Source organism: Pseudonocardia xinjiangensis (genome assembly GCF_050948425.1).
In the GTDB taxonomy this organism is placed as follows: Bacteria; Actinomycetota; Actinomycetes; order Mycobacteriales; family Pseudonocardiaceae; genus Pseudonocardia; species Pseudonocardia xinjiangensis.
This window is the reverse complement of the sequence record NZ_CP192009.1, coordinates 4,391,877-4,407,229: the sequence shown is the minus strand read 5'-3', so window position 1 is coordinate 4,407,229 and position 15,353 is coordinate 4,391,877. Positions and strand designations below refer to the sequence as shown.

General features: G+C 72.3%; 10 protein-coding genes. 1 reads left to right on the top strand and 9 read right to left on the bottom strand.

Annotated features, from left to right (window positions below):
- Window positions 1–118: 118 nt before the first annotated feature.
- From ACQPZA_RS20780 to ACQPZA_RS20750, 7 genes are all read right to left on the bottom strand, one after another.
- Complete coding sequence (locus ACQPZA_RS20780) at window positions 119–2,377, bottom strand: hypothetical protein (protein ID WP_433272895.1); 2,259 nt, start codon at window positions 2,375–2,377, stop codon at window positions 119–121.
- A gap of 99 nt (window positions 2,378–2,476) precedes the next feature.
- The gene (locus tag ACQPZA_RS20775; RefSeq protein WP_433272893.1) at window positions 2,477–3,916 is read right to left on the bottom strand and encodes a GH1 family beta-glucosidase; all 1,440 of its coding nucleotides are present in this window, start codon (window positions 3,914–3,916) and stop codon (window positions 2,477–2,479) included.
- A 76-nt stretch (window positions 3,917–3,992) separates the two neighbouring features.
- The gene (locus ACQPZA_RS20770; protein WP_425563890.1) at window positions 3,993–4,874 is read right to left on the bottom strand and encodes a carbohydrate ABC transporter permease; all 882 of its coding nucleotides are present in this window, start codon (window positions 4,872–4,874) and stop codon (window positions 3,993–3,995) included.
- A gap of 5 nt (window positions 4,875–4,879) precedes the next feature.
- Window positions 4,880–5,869: a carbohydrate ABC transporter permease gene (locus tag ACQPZA_RS20765; protein ID WP_169398841.1), complete on the bottom strand. Its 990-nt coding sequence runs from the start codon at window positions 5,867–5,869 to the stop codon at window positions 4,880–4,882.
- A gap of 4 nt (window positions 5,870–5,873) precedes the next feature.
- Window positions 5,874–7,181, bottom strand: a complete 1,308-nt coding sequence (locus ACQPZA_RS20760; RefSeq protein WP_433272890.1) for an ABC transporter substrate-binding protein — start codon at window positions 7,179–7,181, stop codon at window positions 5,874–5,876.
- Window positions 7,182–7,505: 324 nt separating this feature from the next.
- Window positions 7,506–8,807 carry an ABC transporter substrate-binding protein gene (locus ACQPZA_RS20755; protein ID WP_433272888.1) on the bottom strand — a complete coding sequence of 434 codons (1,302 nt, stop codon included), beginning with the start codon at window positions 8,805–8,807 and terminating at the stop codon, window positions 7,506–7,508.
- 302 nt (window positions 8,808–9,109) lie between these two features.
- Window positions 9,110–10,132 carry a LacI family DNA-binding transcriptional regulator gene (locus ACQPZA_RS20750; protein WP_169398844.1) on the bottom strand — a complete coding sequence of 341 codons (1,023 nt, stop codon included), beginning with the start codon at window positions 10,130–10,132 and terminating at the stop codon, window positions 9,110–9,112.
- A gap of 289 nt (window positions 10,133–10,421) precedes the next feature.
- Between ACQPZA_RS20750 and ACQPZA_RS20745 the strand changes: the two genes are divergently transcribed.
- Window positions 10,422–13,208 carry an AAA family ATPase gene (locus ACQPZA_RS20745; protein ID WP_433272885.1) on the top strand — a complete coding sequence of 929 codons (2,787 nt, stop codon included), beginning with the start codon at window positions 10,422–10,424 and terminating at the stop codon, window positions 13,206–13,208.
- A gap of 145 nt (window positions 13,209–13,353) precedes the next feature.
- Here the strand turns inward: ACQPZA_RS20745 and ACQPZA_RS20740 are convergent, their stop codons facing one another.
- A complete protein-coding gene (locus ACQPZA_RS20740; RefSeq protein WP_433272883.1) occupies window positions 13,354–14,319 on the bottom strand; it encodes an RluA family pseudouridine synthase in 966 nt (321 codons plus the stop codon).
- 47 nt (window positions 14,320–14,366) lie between these two features.
- Entirely contained in the window at window positions 14,367–15,305 is a 939-nt protein-coding gene (locus tag ACQPZA_RS20735) for a helix-turn-helix domain-containing protein (RefSeq protein WP_433282908.1), read from the bottom strand.
- Window positions 15,306–15,353 lie beyond the last annotated feature (48 nt).

Here is a 15,353-nt window from a genome sequence, read left to right as displayed (position 1 = left end):
CGGCCCGGGCACCTGACCACGCGTTCCGCGCGTTGGGTGGGGTCCTCGCAGCGCCCGTGGGGTCTGCGAGGAACAGGTCGGGCGCGCGTAACCCCTCTGCCGGCGCGGCGGGGTGGGGCTACAGGCTCTCGACGCTCGTGGAGACGAGGTCGGTCACCGTCGACAGCAGGGATCCACCGCCGGAGTCGGAGCCGCCGTCGTTGTCGGACGCGCCGTTGTCCGAGGACCCGTTGTCCGAGCCGCGGCCGTTGTCGGAGCCGCTGTTGTCGGACCCGTCGTTGTCGCGGCGGCCGCCGTCGTTGTCGGAGCTGCCGTTGTCCGAGCCGCCGTTGTCGTCGGAGCTCACGGAGCTGCCCGCGTCGTCGGACCCGCTGTTGTCCGAGCCGCCGTTGTCGTCGGAGCTCACGGAGCTGCCCGCGTCGTCGGACCCGCTGTTGTCCGAGTCGCCGTTGTCCGAGTCGCCGTTGTCGCCGCGGCCGCCGCCGTTGTTCTCGGAGCTGTTGTTCTCGGGGCCGCTGTTGTCCGACCCGCTGTTGTCGGAGCCCGCGTTGTCGGAGCCGCCGTTGTTGTCGGACCCGCTGTTGTTGCCGGATCCGGTGTTGTCCGAGCCGCTGTTGTCGGAGCCGCTGTTGTCGGGGGTCCCGCCATTCTCCGAGTCGGGGTTGCCCGCGCTGCCGTTGTCGGCATTGCCGTTCTCGGATCCGCCCTCGTCAGATCCGCCGACCGCGCCGCTGTTGTCGGGGCCGCTGTTGTCCGGGCCGCTGTTGTCCGAACTGCTGTCGTCAGCGGTGGTGTCGTTGTTGTCGCCGGGCTCGCCCGCCGCGGGCGGGCCGGACTGATCCTGTCCGGAGCCGTCGTCGGGGGAGGTGTCGTCGGCGGGGGACTCTCCGGGGTTGCCGCCGTTCCCGTCGGCGGACGCGGGGCCCTCACCCGGCTGCTCACCCTCCGGGTTTCCGCCGTCGGTGGCAGCAGGCTCGTCCTGACCCGCGGGGGCCTCCGACTCCGGCTCCGGCTGCGGCTGGGACTGCGATTCCGGCTGCGGCTCGGACTCGGGCTGCGACTCGGGCTGGGACTCCGGCTGGGAGGGGGGCTGCTCTGCGGACTGGGGCGGGGGACCCGGGGCGACCTGAGGCTGCGATTCCGGCTGGGACTCCGGCTGTGCCGATTCCGGCTGGGGCGATTCCGGCTGGGGCGACTCGGGCTGGGGCGACTCGGGCTGGGGCGACTCGGCCTGGGGCGACTCGGCCTGGGGCGACTCCGACTCGGGCTGCGACTCCGGCTCGGTTGACTCCGACTGCGGCTGGGTCTCGGGGGCGGAGGAGGGGGTCCCCGTGTCCGGGGCCTCGCTGCCGGACGGCGGCACGACCGGGACCGCGCCGGGCCTCGTGGGCCCGCTCGGGGAGCTGGGTCCGGTGGGGGAGCTGGGTCTGCCGGACGAGGTGGGTCCGCTCGGGGAGGTGGAGCCCGACGAGCTGCCCGGCGCGCCGGGCGGCAGGACACCGCGCGGGACGGACGTGCCGCCGGGCGGAGGTGGGGAGGCCAACGCGGAGCTGTCGGACGGGGTGGGGGTGGGGGTGGGGGTCGCCGTGCCCAGGCTGGGCCCCTCGGTCCGGTCCGCGGACGGGGCGAGTGGCGTGCGCGTGGCGGGCGAGGCGGACGGGGCCCCGCTGAGGGCGGCCAGCAGGTTCTCCTGCTCCTGGGCGAGCTTGGCGCGGCCCTCGGCGGGGCGCACCTCGTCGAGACGGGCGGTGGCGGTGGCGATCGCGCGCGCGGCCTCGGACCGACGCCCCTGCCGAAGGGCGGTACGTGCTGCCTCGAGCCCGGAGTTGACCTCCGCCGCGGCCTCGACGGACCGGGCGCGCTCGGCGTAGAAGACCTTCGAGACGGGCCACAGCGCCTCGCCCGGTGACGCCTCGGACGCCCCGATCGCCACCCCCGACGTGCCCAGCATCAGCAGTGCGGCGGCGGCGGCCAGGCGGCGGGCGTACGGCACGACGGCCCGGTGCTTCCCGCGACCCGACGGGGGACGCAGCGCGGACACGGTGTTCGAGGAGCCGGCATTCTCGTCGGCCGATCCGGCCGCGGCCGTGACGGCGGTGACCGCTGCCGCCTGGGACTCGGCGTCGGGCCGGACCTCGGCCACCCAGGCGGCGAGCATGGCCACCAGCTCGTCGTCGGTACCGTGGGACTCGCGCGGCAGCTCGCCGAGAGCCACGAGTCCCGCAGCCAGCTCCTCGACCAGCGCGTCGTCCTCCCGGAGGGCGGCGAGATCGATCGGGTGGCCCTCGGCGTCGCTGTCGTGGCCGTTGCTGTCCATGGGGTCGCGGTCCTCGGGATCAGGTCCCTTGCGGAGATCGTCCTCGTCGCCGAGCCGCACCCCGACCTCCGTTCCTGAGGCTACTGCCGGCCGGTGAGCCACCGGCGGCAAGACTACCCCGGCCGCTCACACGACCGGGGTGTCCCAGGGGGAGTCGTCTCAACTCGGCAAGGCGTTTCCCCGAATCACGTCGGCGTAGAAGAGGGCGCTGTCCTTGGGTGTCCGGACCTGCGTGTCGTAGTCCACGTGGACGATCCCGAAGCGCTTTGCGTACCCCCAGGCCCACTCGAAGTTGTCGAGCAGGGACCAGAGGTAGTAGCCCGTCACCGGGGCGCCGCCCTCGATCGCCTCGTGCACCGCCGCGAGGTGGCTCTTGAGGTAGTCGATGCGGTCGGTGTCGACGACGCGGCCCTCCTCGTTCACCACGTCGGGGAAGGCTGCCCCGTTCTCGGTGACCATGATCTCCAGGCCCGGCGCCTCGCGGGCGATGCGCAGGAGCAGCTCGGTCATGCCGCGCGGGTCGATGCTCCAGCCCATGTCCGTCTTGCGGTCGTGCTGGAACGGGAACTCCACGTCCTCGCACGCGATCCACGGGCTGGCGTGGCCCTCACCGTGGCCGTCGGCGTGCTCCTTGGGGCGCTCGCGCGTCCAGTGCCGCACCCGCGTGGGGGAGTAGTAGTTGACGCCCAGCACGTCCAGTGGCGCGGAGATGATCTCCAGGTCACCGGGCTGGACGAACGACCAGTCGGTGACCGCCGCGGTGTCGGCCTGCACGTCGGCGGGGTAGCTGCCGCGCAGGACGGGGTCGAGGAACACCCTGTTCTGCAGGCCGTCCACCCGCCGTGCCGCCTCGGCGTCCTGCCGCGAGTCGGTTTCCGGGCAGACCCACGCGAGGTTGAGCGTGAGCGCCACCCGCGACGAGGGCGAGGCACGCCGGATCGACGCGGCGGCCAGCCCGTGGGCCAGGTTCAGGTGGTGCACGGCGGAGAGCGCCGCGGCGTCGTCGGTGCGGCCGGGGGCGTGCACGCCGCTCGCGTAGCCGAGGTAGGCGCTGCACCACGGCTCGTTGAGCGTGATGAACAGCGGCACCCGGTCACCCAGTGCGGCCGCGACGACCTCCGCGTACTCGCCGAACCGTTCGGCGGTGGTGCGCGACGTCCAGCCGCCCGCGTCCTCGAGGGCCTGGGGCAGGTCCCAGTGGTAGAGCGTGATCGACGGCGAGATGCCCGCGGCGAGCAGCTCGTCGACGAGGTCGGAGTAGAACCCGATGCCCTCGGGGTTGACCGGCCCGAGCGAGTCGGCGGTGACCTGCGGGGTGATCCGCGGCCACGCGACGGAGAACCGGTAGGTGGTGAGCCCCAGCCGCTTCATCATCGCGACGTCCTCGCGGAAGCGGTGGTAGTGGTCGTCGGCCACGTCACCGGTGTCGCCGCGCTCCACGCGCCCCGGGGTGTGGGAGAACGTGTCCCAGATCGACGGGGTGCGCCCGCCCTCGTTGACAGCCCCCTCGATCTGGTACGAGGCGGTGGCGGAGCCCCACAGGAACCCCGCGGGGAACTGCAGTGCGTCGGTTGACGAGGCGGTCTGCGTGGTGGTCAATTGGTCCTCTCACATCGGGTTGCGGCCCTGGTCGAAATGGCACTGATCGAGATGATAGTGATCGAGATCTCGCCCATCAGCCCTTGACCGCCCCGGCCATGATGCCGCCGACGATCTGGCGTCCCAGCAGCACGAACACCACGAGCACCGGCAGCGTGCCGATGAGCGTGCCGGCCATGATCACGGCCGTGTCCGGGACGTAGCCGCTGCCGAGGTTGTTGAGCGCCACCTGGACGGTGGGGTTCGAGGAGTTCAGCGTGATGATCGGCCAGAAGAAGTCGTTCCAGGCCGTCATGAAGGTGAGCATGCCGAGCACGGCCGCACCGGGCCGCGCGATCGGAAGGACGATGCTCCAGAAGGTGCGCAGCGTCGTCGCGCCGTCGACCCTGGCCGCCTCGAGCAGCTCGTCGGGCAGCGCCTGGATCAGGTACTGCCGCATGAAGAACACGCCGAACGCCGCGCACAGCGACGGCAGGATCACCGAGCTCAGCGTGCCGGCCAGCCCGAGCTCGGCCATGACCGAGTAGAGCGGGACGACCGAGAGGCTCGGCGGGATCATCATCGTGCCGAGCGTGATCGCGAACAGCAGGTTGCGTCCCCGGAAGCGGAGCTTCCCGAACGCGAAGCCGGCGAGGGTGCAGAACAGCACGGTGGAGACGGTGACGACCGTCGAGACCACCAGCGAGTTCCACAGCGCCAGCCCGATGTTCTGCTGGTGGATGGCCGTCCCGATGTTGCTGAACAGGTCCCCGCCGGGCACCAGCGGCGGCGGGAAGGTGTTCATCTCCGACATCGGACGGCTCGCGGCCACGATCATGTAGTAGAACGGCGCCACGAACAGCAGGGTCGTGACCGTCAGGATCCCGTAGGTCAGCCATCCCGCGGCGTCCTGCGGGCGACCCCGGCCCCGCTTGGGCGACGGCGGCGCGAGCGACGCCGAGATGTGGTGCACGTCCACGGTGGTCACGAGAGAGTCCCCTCGGTAGCGGGGCGGCGCCTGCGGGCCAACCAGGAGTTGAGCAACACCAGCCCGATGATCAGGATGAACATGACCCAGGCGACGGTCGCCGCCCGGCCGAGCTGGCTGTACTGCCAGCCCTGCTGGTACATGAACAGCCCCACGGTCTGGTACTGGTTCACCGAGCCGCCGTTGGGCTGCCCGCCGCCGAACAGCAGCGGCTCGCCGAACAGCTGGCTCGCCCCGATCGTGGACACGATGATCGTGAACATGATCGTGGGGCGCAGCCCGGGGATCGTGACGTGCAGGAACTGCTCCCAGCGATTCGCGCCGTCGATGGCTGCGGCCTCGTAGAGGTCCTTCGAGATCGACTGCATGCCGGCGAGGTAGATCAGGGCGTTGTAGCCGGTCCAGTGCCAGATCACGATCACGGAGATGGCGATCTGCGCCGTCCAGTTGCCGTTGCGCCAGTCCACCGGCTCGATGCCGACGACGCCGAGCAGCCCGTTCACGATGCCGCCGTCGCGGCCGAAGATCAGGGCGAACACGAGCGTCGCCGCCGCGACCGAGGTGGCGTAGGGCATGAGCATCGCGACGCGCAGGAAGGTGCGGCCGCGCAGCCGGTAGTTGAGCAGGTGGGCCAGGCCCAGCGCCAGCAGCAGCTGCGGCACGGTCGACAGGATGCCGATCGTGATCGTCTTCCACAGCGAGTTGTAGAAGCTGGGGTTGGAGAACAGCCAGACGTAGTTGTCGAAGCCGATCCACCGCATCCGGCCGCCGAGGCGGTAGGAGTGCAGGCTGATCCAGGCGGTGTAGACCAGCGGGAAGAGCCCGAACGCGAAGAACACCAGGAAGAACGGCGCGATGAAGGCATACGGCGCCGAGCGGCCCTCGAACGCGTAGAGACGCGAGCGCCAGGAGGGCCGGCTCGGTGTCCCGGCCGCCGGGGGCGTCCCGCGCTCCCCGGCGACCGGACGATCTACCTGCATGGTCATGACGTCAGCCGACCTGGTTCTTGACGTTGCCGACAGCGGTGTTCCATGCGGTGTCGGGCGCGGCGCCCGTGGTCTCGACGGACAGGAGGGCCTGCACCATCGCGTTCTTGATCACGCCGTCCTGCGGGCCGAGGATCTGCACCGGGGCGTTCTGCGCCGAGTCGGAGAAGATCTTGCCGATGGGGGCGTTGTTGAAGTACGGGTCGGTGGTGTCGGTGACCGACGCGATGGCCTGCGTGGTGGACGGGAAGTTGCCGACCTCGCGGAAGACCCGGGCCTGCTGCTCGGGAGCGGTGAGCCAGGCGATCAGCTTGGCGGCCTCGTCCTTGTGCTGGCTGGCCTGCGGGATGCCCAGGTAGGCCCCGCCCCAGTTGCCGCCCGCGCCGCCGGGCAGCGAGGTCACGTTCCACTTACCGGAGCCGCCGTCACCGGCCTTGCCCTTGATGTAGCCGATCATCCAGGACGGGCAGGCGATCGTGGCGAAGCTGCCGGAGGAGAAGCCCTGGTCCCAGCCGGGGTCGACGAACTGCTCGAGCTTGGCGGTGAGCCCGGACTGGCCGGCGCGCGCCGCGGTGTCGAAGGCCGACCGGACCGCGGGGTTGCTGTCGAAGACCAGGTCGCCGGACTGGCCGTAGTAGATCTGCTTCTGCTGGGAGACGATCGCGTTGTAGAGGCCACCGGCGGAGTCGTGCCACGACGTGCCGGCCGGCGCGGATGCCTTGAAGCGCTCGCCGAGGGCGAGGAAGGCGTTCCAGTCCGGCATCTCGGCCGACAGCGCCGCGGGGTCGGTCGGCAGCCCGGCCTGCTGGAGCAGGTCGCTGCGGTAGCAGATGCCCATCGGGCCGATGTCGGTGCCGAGGCCGAGCACCGCGCCGTCGGGTGTGGTGGCGGCCGGTTCCTTCCAGCCGATGTAGCGGCTGATCGCGTCGGCTGCGGGGGTGTCGCGCAGGTCGGTCCACTGGTCGGGCTGGTTGGTGACGACGTCGGAGATGCGGGCGACCTCGATGCCCTGGACGTCGGCCACGCCGCTGCCGGAGGCGAGCCGCGTCTGCAGGGCGGGCCAGTACTTGTCCTCACCCTGGGTGGACTCGTACTTGATGGTGACGCCCGGGTTCTGGGACTCGTACTCCTTGAAGAGCCCGACCTCGTCGTAGCCGAACGTGCCGAACAGGCCCACCGTGAGCTCGACGGGGCCACCGGAGGCGGCGGTGTCGGTGCTCGAGCCACCCGAGCCACCGCAGGCGCTGAGCACCAGCACTCCGCTCATGACGGCGGCTGCCAGTACGACCGCCGTTCTCCGTGGGGTCTGCATTGATCCTCCAGATTGATCGGATGAGAGCGCTCTCACGATCCTGTGTGAGCGTCTTCGTCAAGAGATGGTTCTGTCAAGAGAGCGCTCTCTCGCTTCGACCGGCCGCGTCGGGATCCCTGTGGTCGTACGGGTTCCTGACGGCATGCAGCGCGGTCGCCGGCGGGCGCGGGTCGAGGCGGACCTGGCCGTCGCCCCGGCCGGCGGGACGACTCCGGCGTCCGCCGGGAGGGGCCGCCTGTGCTGTGGCACCGGGGCAGGCGGCCGTCCGGTCCGGTCGCTGGGGGCTACCCACGGACCGGACGGCCGCGATGTCAGGGCCGTCCGTCAGCCGGCCTGGTTCTTCACGTTGTTGACGGCCGTGGCCCATGCGGCGTCGGGGGTGACCCCGGCCGTCTCGACCGACAGCAGCGCCTGCGACACCTCGTTCTTGATCACGCCGTCCTGTGCACCGAGGATCTGGACGGGTGCGGCGTTCGCCGAGTCCGAGAAGATCTTGCCGATGGGGGCGTTGTTGAAGTACGGGTCCGTGGTGCCGGAGACCTTGGCGATCCCGTCCTTGGTGGAGGGGAAGTTGCCGACCTTCTCGAAGAGCCTGGCCTGCTGCTCGGGCGCGGTGAGCCACGAGATCAGCTCGGCGGCTTCGGTCTTGTGCTGGCTGGACTCGGGGATGGCCAGGTAGGAGCCACCCCAGTTGCCGCCGGCACCGCCCGGCAGGGAGGTGATGTTCCACTTCCCGGAGCCGCCGTCGCCCGCCTTGCCCTTGATGTAGCCGATCATCCAGGACGGGCAGGCGATCGTGGCGTAGCTGCCGGAGGAGAAGCCCTGGTCCCAGCCCGGGTCGGCGAACTGCTCGAGCTTCGCGGTGAGGCCGGCCTGGGCCGCCTTCGCCGCCGTGTCGAACCGCGACCGCAGGTCGGGGTTCGAGTCGAAGATCAGCTTGCCGTCCTTGTCGTAGTTCTTCACCGCCAGCTGCGAGGTCATGGCGTCGTAGATCCCGCCGGCGGCGTCCGCCCATGCGGTGCCGGCCGGGGCCTTGGCCTTGAAGGTCTCACCGAGGGCCAGGTAGGCGTCCCAGGTGGACATCTGCGCCGCGAGCTGGGTGGGGTCGGTGGGGAGCCCGGCCTGCTGCAGCAGGTCGGAGCGGTAGCACATGCCCATCGGGCCGATGTCGGTGCCGAGACCGAGCACCGCGCCGTCGGGCGTGGTGGCGGCCGGCTCCTTCCAGTCGATGTAGCGGCCGATCGCGTCGGCGGCGGGGGTGTCGCGCAGGTCGGTCCACTGGTCGGGCTGGTTGGCCACGACGTCGGCGATGCGCGAGACCTCGATGCCCTGGACGTCGGCCACGCCGGCGCCGGAGGCCATGCGGGTCTGCAGCGCGGGCCAGTACTTGTCCTCGTCCTGCGTGGACTCGTAGCTGATCGTGACGCCGGGGTGCGCCTTCTCGTACTCCTCGAACAGGCCCAGCTCCTGGTAGCCGAAGGTGCCGAAGAGGTTGACCTTCAGGTCCACCGGCCCTCCGGCGGCAGGGGTGGCCGTGTCGCCCGAGCCACCGCAGGCGCTGAGCACCAGCACGCTGCACGCCGCCAGGGCCGCGATCGCGACCGGCGTCCTCCGTGGGGTCTGCATTGATCCTCCAGATCGTGTGAGAGCGCTCTCACACCGTGCACAGGAGGGTCTCGGTCGGGTGACGAGATGTCAATGGAGTGTCGTGCTGCGTGACCGAACTGTGCCGTGACGCCCCGCGGAGCACCCGTACGGGCGTGTCTAGGAGGGTGCTGAACAACTCCGCTCGTAGCGAGCGGTGATCCAGGTGGTGGCATCGCCAGGCGGAGGAGGGGCCGATACCGCTGTTGTATCGGGCTCGACGACAACGCCGCGAGGGCGCCGCCTGGGTGCCGCGCAGTAGGGCCGAGTTGTTCAGCGCGCTCCTAGGCCGTTTCGCGGAGCACGAGCTCGGTGCCCATCACCATCGGTTCCAGCGGCTCGCCCCGCTCGATCAGCATGAGCAGCCGGGTGGCCAGCGCTTCGCCCATCGCGATGATGGGCTGGCGCACCGTGGTGATGGCGGGATGGGTCGCCGACGCCGTGGGGGAGTCGTCGAAGCCGACGATCGCGATGTCGCCCGGAACGCTGCGGCCGGTCTCGGCCACGGCCTGCAGCGCCCCGAAGGCCATCAGGTCGTTGGCCGCGAACACCCCGTCCAGGCGGGGCTCGGCGGCCAGGAGGTCCAGCATCGCGCGCCGTCCCCCCGCCACCGACCAGTCGCCGTCCCGGACGCCGTGACTGCACAGGCCGCTGGCCGCGACCTCGGCGTCGAACCCTGCGCGCCGGTCGATGGCCGCCGTCATGTCGAGCGGTCCGGTGATCGTCGCCAGCCGCCGCCGTCCGCGGTCGACCAGCAGGCGCACGGCGGCCCGGGCGCCACCCACGTTGTCGGCGTCCACATAGGACAACCCGTCGATCTCGGTGTACGGGCGGCCCGACAGGATCACCGGAACCCCGGCCTCCTGCAGCCTCCGGGGCAGCGGGTCGTCGCCGTGCAGGGACACGATGATGACGCCGTCGAGGTGCCCGCCCCTGGCGAAGCGCTGGAAGCGGTCCCGGTCGGCCTCCGTGCTCAGGATGCTGAACACGAGCTGGACGTCGTGCGCCGCGAGCACGGCGTGGGCGCCCCGCAGGACGAGGGCGAAGTGCGGGTCGCCGAAGAACCGTTCCTCCGACTCGGCCACCACGAAGGCGATCGAGTCGCTGCGGCGGGTCATCAGCGAGCGCGCGGCGCGGTTGGTCACATACGACAGCTCGGCGGCGGCCCGCAGCACTGCTTCGCGCGCATCGTGGCCGACCGTGGTGGAGCCTGCGAGCACCCGCCCCGCGGTGGCCCGGGACACGCCCGCCCGTGCCGCCACCGACTCCAGGGTCGGTGCTGCTCGTCCCACAGGTCTCGCCGTCATGCCGAAGAGAATGGCAGGTGGGGACGGTTCTGCGAATCTGCTTCCCCGGAAGTGCCGGCGCAGGCCGGTCGCCGCGGATTTCGTGGCCCGCCGGGGCAGCGGGGGGAGCCGCTCGGGCCGGCGCGCGGGGAAACGGGGCCTGACCGGCCACGATGATCACGGGGGAGCCGCCATGGCGGGCGTCCCGGCGGTCTCCGCGTCCTTGACCGGTGCGGGGTCCGATGGTTGGGTTCGAGGCCCTGTTCGCGGTTCACCTCGACCGTTCCACAGGAGTAGCGGAGGTCGCCGGATGAGCGACGCGACCGGTCGACCGGATGGGCCGGGCGCCGGTCTGGTCGGACGAGACGCGGAGCTGGACGGCATTCGCTCGTTCCTGTCCACTGTGGAGGTCGACGGGGGCGCCCTGCTCCTCCTCGGGGAGCCGGGCCTGGGCAAGACGACCTTGCTCGACGCGGCCGCGGAGATGGCGACGGCAGCGGGGATGCGCGTGCTGCGGGCCGCCGGCGTGCAGTTCGAGGCCGATGTGAGCTTCGCCGGCCTGCACCAGGCCCTCCTCCCGCTGCTGGACCGGCTGGACGGGCTCGCCCCGCCGCACCGTGCCGCGCTCTCCGTGGCGATGGGGTCCGGTGAGGGTCCGTCCCCGCAGCGGCCGGTGGTCGTCGAGGCCACGCTCGCGCTGCTGCGCCAGGTGGCCCGGGCCGATCCGGTCGTCGTGATCCTGGACGACCTGCAGTGGGTCGACCGGGTGAGCGCCTCGGTGCTGGGGTCCGTGGCCCGCCGGGCCGCGGGGACCAGGGTCGGTTTCCTGGCTGCCGTGCGGCCGGATGCCGGTGGCTTCTTCGAGCTGGGGGGACTGCCCGGGTACGAGCTGGAGCCGCTCGCGGAGGAGGCCGCCGCCGACCTCATGGCGCGCCGCTTCCCGGGGCTGGAGGAACGGGTCCGGCATCGGGTGCTGAGCGAGGCGCAGGGCAACCCGCTGGCTCTGCTGGAGCTACCGACGGCGCTGAGCAGGCATCGTCACCCCGCGGTGAGCGCGCTGCCGGCGTTCCTGCCGCTGAGCCGGCGCCTGCAGACACTGTTCGGATCACGGGTGGCGGACCTTCCGGCGCGCCCCCGCGAGGCGCTTCTGCTGGCGGCGCTGGACGGCACCGGCGATCTCGGGATCCTGCGGGTGGCCGTCCGGGCGCACGTGGGTGACGACGAGCTGAGCGAGGTCAACCGGTCCCGGCTGCTGCTGGTCGACGAGGAAGCCGGGCGGGTGAGCTTCCGCCACCCCCTGATCCGGTCGGCCGTGGTCGAGCTCTCGTCCGACGAGGAGCGGCGCCGGGCGCACCGGACGCTGGCCGACACGCTGACGGGTCATCCCGACCGGCAGGCCTGGCACCTGGCCCAGGCCACCGTCGAGCCGGACGAGGAGGTGGCCGCGTCGCTGGAGCAGGTGGCCCACCGGGTGCTGCGCCGGGGGGACGGGGCCGGTGCGGTCACGGCGCTGACGCGGTCGGCGGACCTCAGCCCGATCCCGGCGGACCGGGCGCGCCGGCTCGCGGAGGCGGCATTCGTCGGCGCCGACCTGCGTGGGGAGTCGGGCAACGCGTCGCGGTGGCTCCTCGACGCGCGCCAGGCCGACCCGGACGCCGGCAACTCGCTGCACGCGGCGTCGGCAGCCGCGTTCCTGCTCACCATCGGGGAGAGCGACGTCGACACCGCGCACCGGGTGCTCGTCGGCGCCATCGAGACCGGGTCCCACCACTACGACGCCCGGGACCCCGCGCTCATCGCGGCACTGCACACGCTCGTGCTCCTGAGCTGGCACGGCGGCCGGCCCGAGCTGTGGCGTCCCCTGCACGCCGCCCTCGACCGGCTCACGCCGGGCGTCCCCGAGATCCTCGCCGTGCAGAGCCGGACCGCCGCTGATCCGACCCGGGTCGACGCCTGCGTGCTGGCCACGCTCGACGCCCTCATCGCCGGCCTCGCCGAGGAGTCCGACCCGGTGACGATCGCGCGCGTCGGGATGGCGGCGATCTCCCCCGACCGCCTGTCGGGGTGCCGCGACGCGCTCTGGCGCGTGGTGCGCGTCGGGCGGGAGGGCGGCTTCTCCCGGCGCTACGCCGGGAGCCTGTCGATGATGTGCTTCGACTACTTCGCCGCGGGCGAGTGGGACCAGGTCGACGAGCTGGCCGAGGAAGGGCTGGAGGTGTGCACCGGCCCCGAGGCCGAGTTCTTCCAGTGGTGCTTCCTCTACAGCAGGGCGATGCTCGCCGCGGCGCGTGGCGACGCCGACATGGCCCGGAAGCTGGCGGTGGAGGTCACGCGGGCGGCGCCGCGCGGTGTCCGGACGGCCCAGATGTTCGCCGAGCAGGTGCGCCTGCTGGCCGCGCTCGGCAGCGGCGACATCGAGGAGGCCTACGCGCACGCCACCGCGGTGAGCCCGGCCGGCACCCTCCCGTCCCACGTCCCGAACGCGCTGTGGGTCGCCATGGACCTCGTGGAGTCGGCGGTGCGTACGGGCCGCCACGACGCGGCGGCTGCCCACGCCGCCGCGCTGCAGGACGCCGGGCTCGCCGCGATCTCCCCCCGGCTGGCCATGCTCACCGCCGCGTCGGCGGCCGTCGTCGCTGATGGCGACGGTGCGACGGCACCGTTCGAGCAGGCGCTCGCGGTGCCCGGCAGCGGCCGGTGGCCGTTCGAGAAGGCCCGGGTGGCGCTCCTGTACGGCGAGAACCGCCGCCGCGCCCGGGCCACCGTGGAGGCGCAGGCCCTCCTGACGTCCGCGGCGAGCACCTTCGAACGGCTCGGCGCGCAGCCGTGGGCGGCGCGGGCCAACCGGGAGCTGCGCGCCAGCGGCTACGGGGTACGCCAGGCGGACATCGGGGGGTCCACGCTCACCTCGCAGGAGCGCGCGATCGCGGACCTGGCGGCGTCGGGGCTGAGCAACAAGCAGATCGCGGAGCGGCTCTACCTGTCCCATCGGACGGTGGGTGCGCACCTCTACCGGATCTACCCCAAGCTCGGTATCAGCTCGCGTGCCGCGCTGCGCGACGCGCTGGACGCCGCGAACGACTCACCCGAGGACTGACCGTCCCATATGCGGTGATCACCGCGAGAGCTGGGCGTACGACCCGTGTGACCGACCGGACCTGCCGACGGAAGCGGGCGACTCGCGCGGACGAGACGGGCGACTCGCGCGCACGGGACGGGCGACTCGCGGAGCCAGACCCGAATCACGCGGCCGGGGGCGGCACCGGTGCGGCCCACGCGGCGTAGGACGTGAAGGACGTCAACGTGAGCCCGGTGCGGAACCGGCGTTCCCTCCCGCTGACGGGGTCGGTGAACTCCAGCGTGGAGGCGAGCAGCTGCAGGGGGCGGCTGAAGTCGTCGAGGGGCTTCTCGGTGAGCACGGGGTAGAAGTCGTCGCCGAGGATCGGCACCCCCAGCCCGCTCATGTGCAGGCGCAGCTGGTGGGTGCGGCCGGTGTGCGGGGTGAGCCGGTAGCGGCCCAGCCGCACCCCGTCCGGCCCATCGCGCTGATCCAGCAGCTCGACCACCGTCTCGGCGTTGACCGGGCCGGGCTCCTCACGGGCGCAGATGATCCCGCGCTCCTTGACGATGCGGCTGCGCACGGTGCGGGGGAGCGTCAGCTGCGGGTCGTACGGCGCGATCGCCTCGTAGGTCTTGCGGACCAGCCGGTCCCGGAACAGTGTCTGGTACGCCCCGCGCCGTTCGGGCCGCACCACGAACATGAGCAGGCCTGCCGTCACCCGATCCAGCCGGTGGGCCGGGCTGAGCGTGGGCAGGTCGAGCTCACGGCGCAGCCGGACGAGCGCGGTCTCCACGATGTGCTGCCCGCGCGGGATCGTGGCCAGGAAGTGCGGCTTGTCCACCACGACGAGGTCCTCGTCGCGGTACACGGGGGTGATCGCGAAGGGGACGGGCACCTCGGTGGGGAGGTCCCGGTGGAACCAGAGGAACGACTCGGGGACGTACGGGGCGTCGGGGGCGATCGGCCCGTCCCGGTCGACGATCCGCTGCTCGCGCAGCATCGCGTCGATGCGGGCGGGGGCGACGCGCGGCAGCCGCTCCACGAGGTGGTCGCGCATCGTCGCCCACGACGCCTCGACCGGCGTCCGCAGCCGCACGGCGTCGAGCCCGTGCCGCTGCGGGAGTGGGGACCGGAGCTTGCGCCGCATCGCCCGAGCCTACGGCGGCCTGCTGGTCGCCGGTGTCGTCCCGGTGCTCAGAGCTCTGCGCGGATCCGGGAGATGATGCCGACCGTGCGGTCGGGCGGGTCGATCTGCGCGCAGAGCCGGTCCATGACCGCGGCGTAGTGGTCGACGTCCCCGCGCTTGTCCAGGTAGAGCGCGCTGGTGAGCTGCTCGAGGTAGACGATGTCGGGCAGGTCGGGTTCGGCGAACCGCAGGATGGAGAACGCCCCGCCCGCCGCGGCGTGGCCGCCGTGGCGCAGCGCCGCGATCTGCAGGGAGACGTTCGGCAGCTCGTTCATCTCGATCAGATGCGTGAGCTGGGCGCGGGAGAGCTCGGGACCGGCCAGCGACCGCCGCAGTGCCGCCTCGTCGATCACCGCCCAGAGCGTCGGGGCGCCGTCCGCGGTGAGCAGCTCCTGGCGCCGCATCCGCAGCTCGACGCGCCGCTCCACCTCGTCGGGGTCGGTGTGGCCGAGCCGGGTGACGGCGCGCGCGTAGTCCGCGGTCTGCAGGAGCCCCGGCACGAACTGCAGCTCGTAGGTCCTGATGAGCGAGGACGCCTGTTCCAGCCCGATGTAGGTCTCGAACCAGCCGGGCAGCAGGTCGGCGTAGCGGTGCCACCACCCCGGTGCGTTGGCCTGGCGCGCCAGCGCCAGGAACTGGGTGCGCTCGGCACCCTCGCCCACCCCGTAGAGGGTGAGCAGGTCGGCGACGTCGCGCTCCTTGAAACCGACCCGGCCGAGCTCGAGCCTGCTGATCTTCGCGGGGGAGGCGCGGATCGCATCGCCCGCCATCTCGCGGGTGACGCCGGCGGCCTCCCGCCTGCGGCGCAGCTCGCCGCCGAGCCCCAGGCGCAGGACGGTCGGCCCGCCGCCGCCGGCCCGGTTGATGCTGCGTGCCGGGGCGTCCCCGCCGGTGCCGGCGCCGCCCTCACCGGACCTGGCGCCCTCCGGTCCGATGCCGTCGCGCATCGCGCTCACGGCGCACCCACGTGGGTCGCCGCACCTGCCAGTGCACCG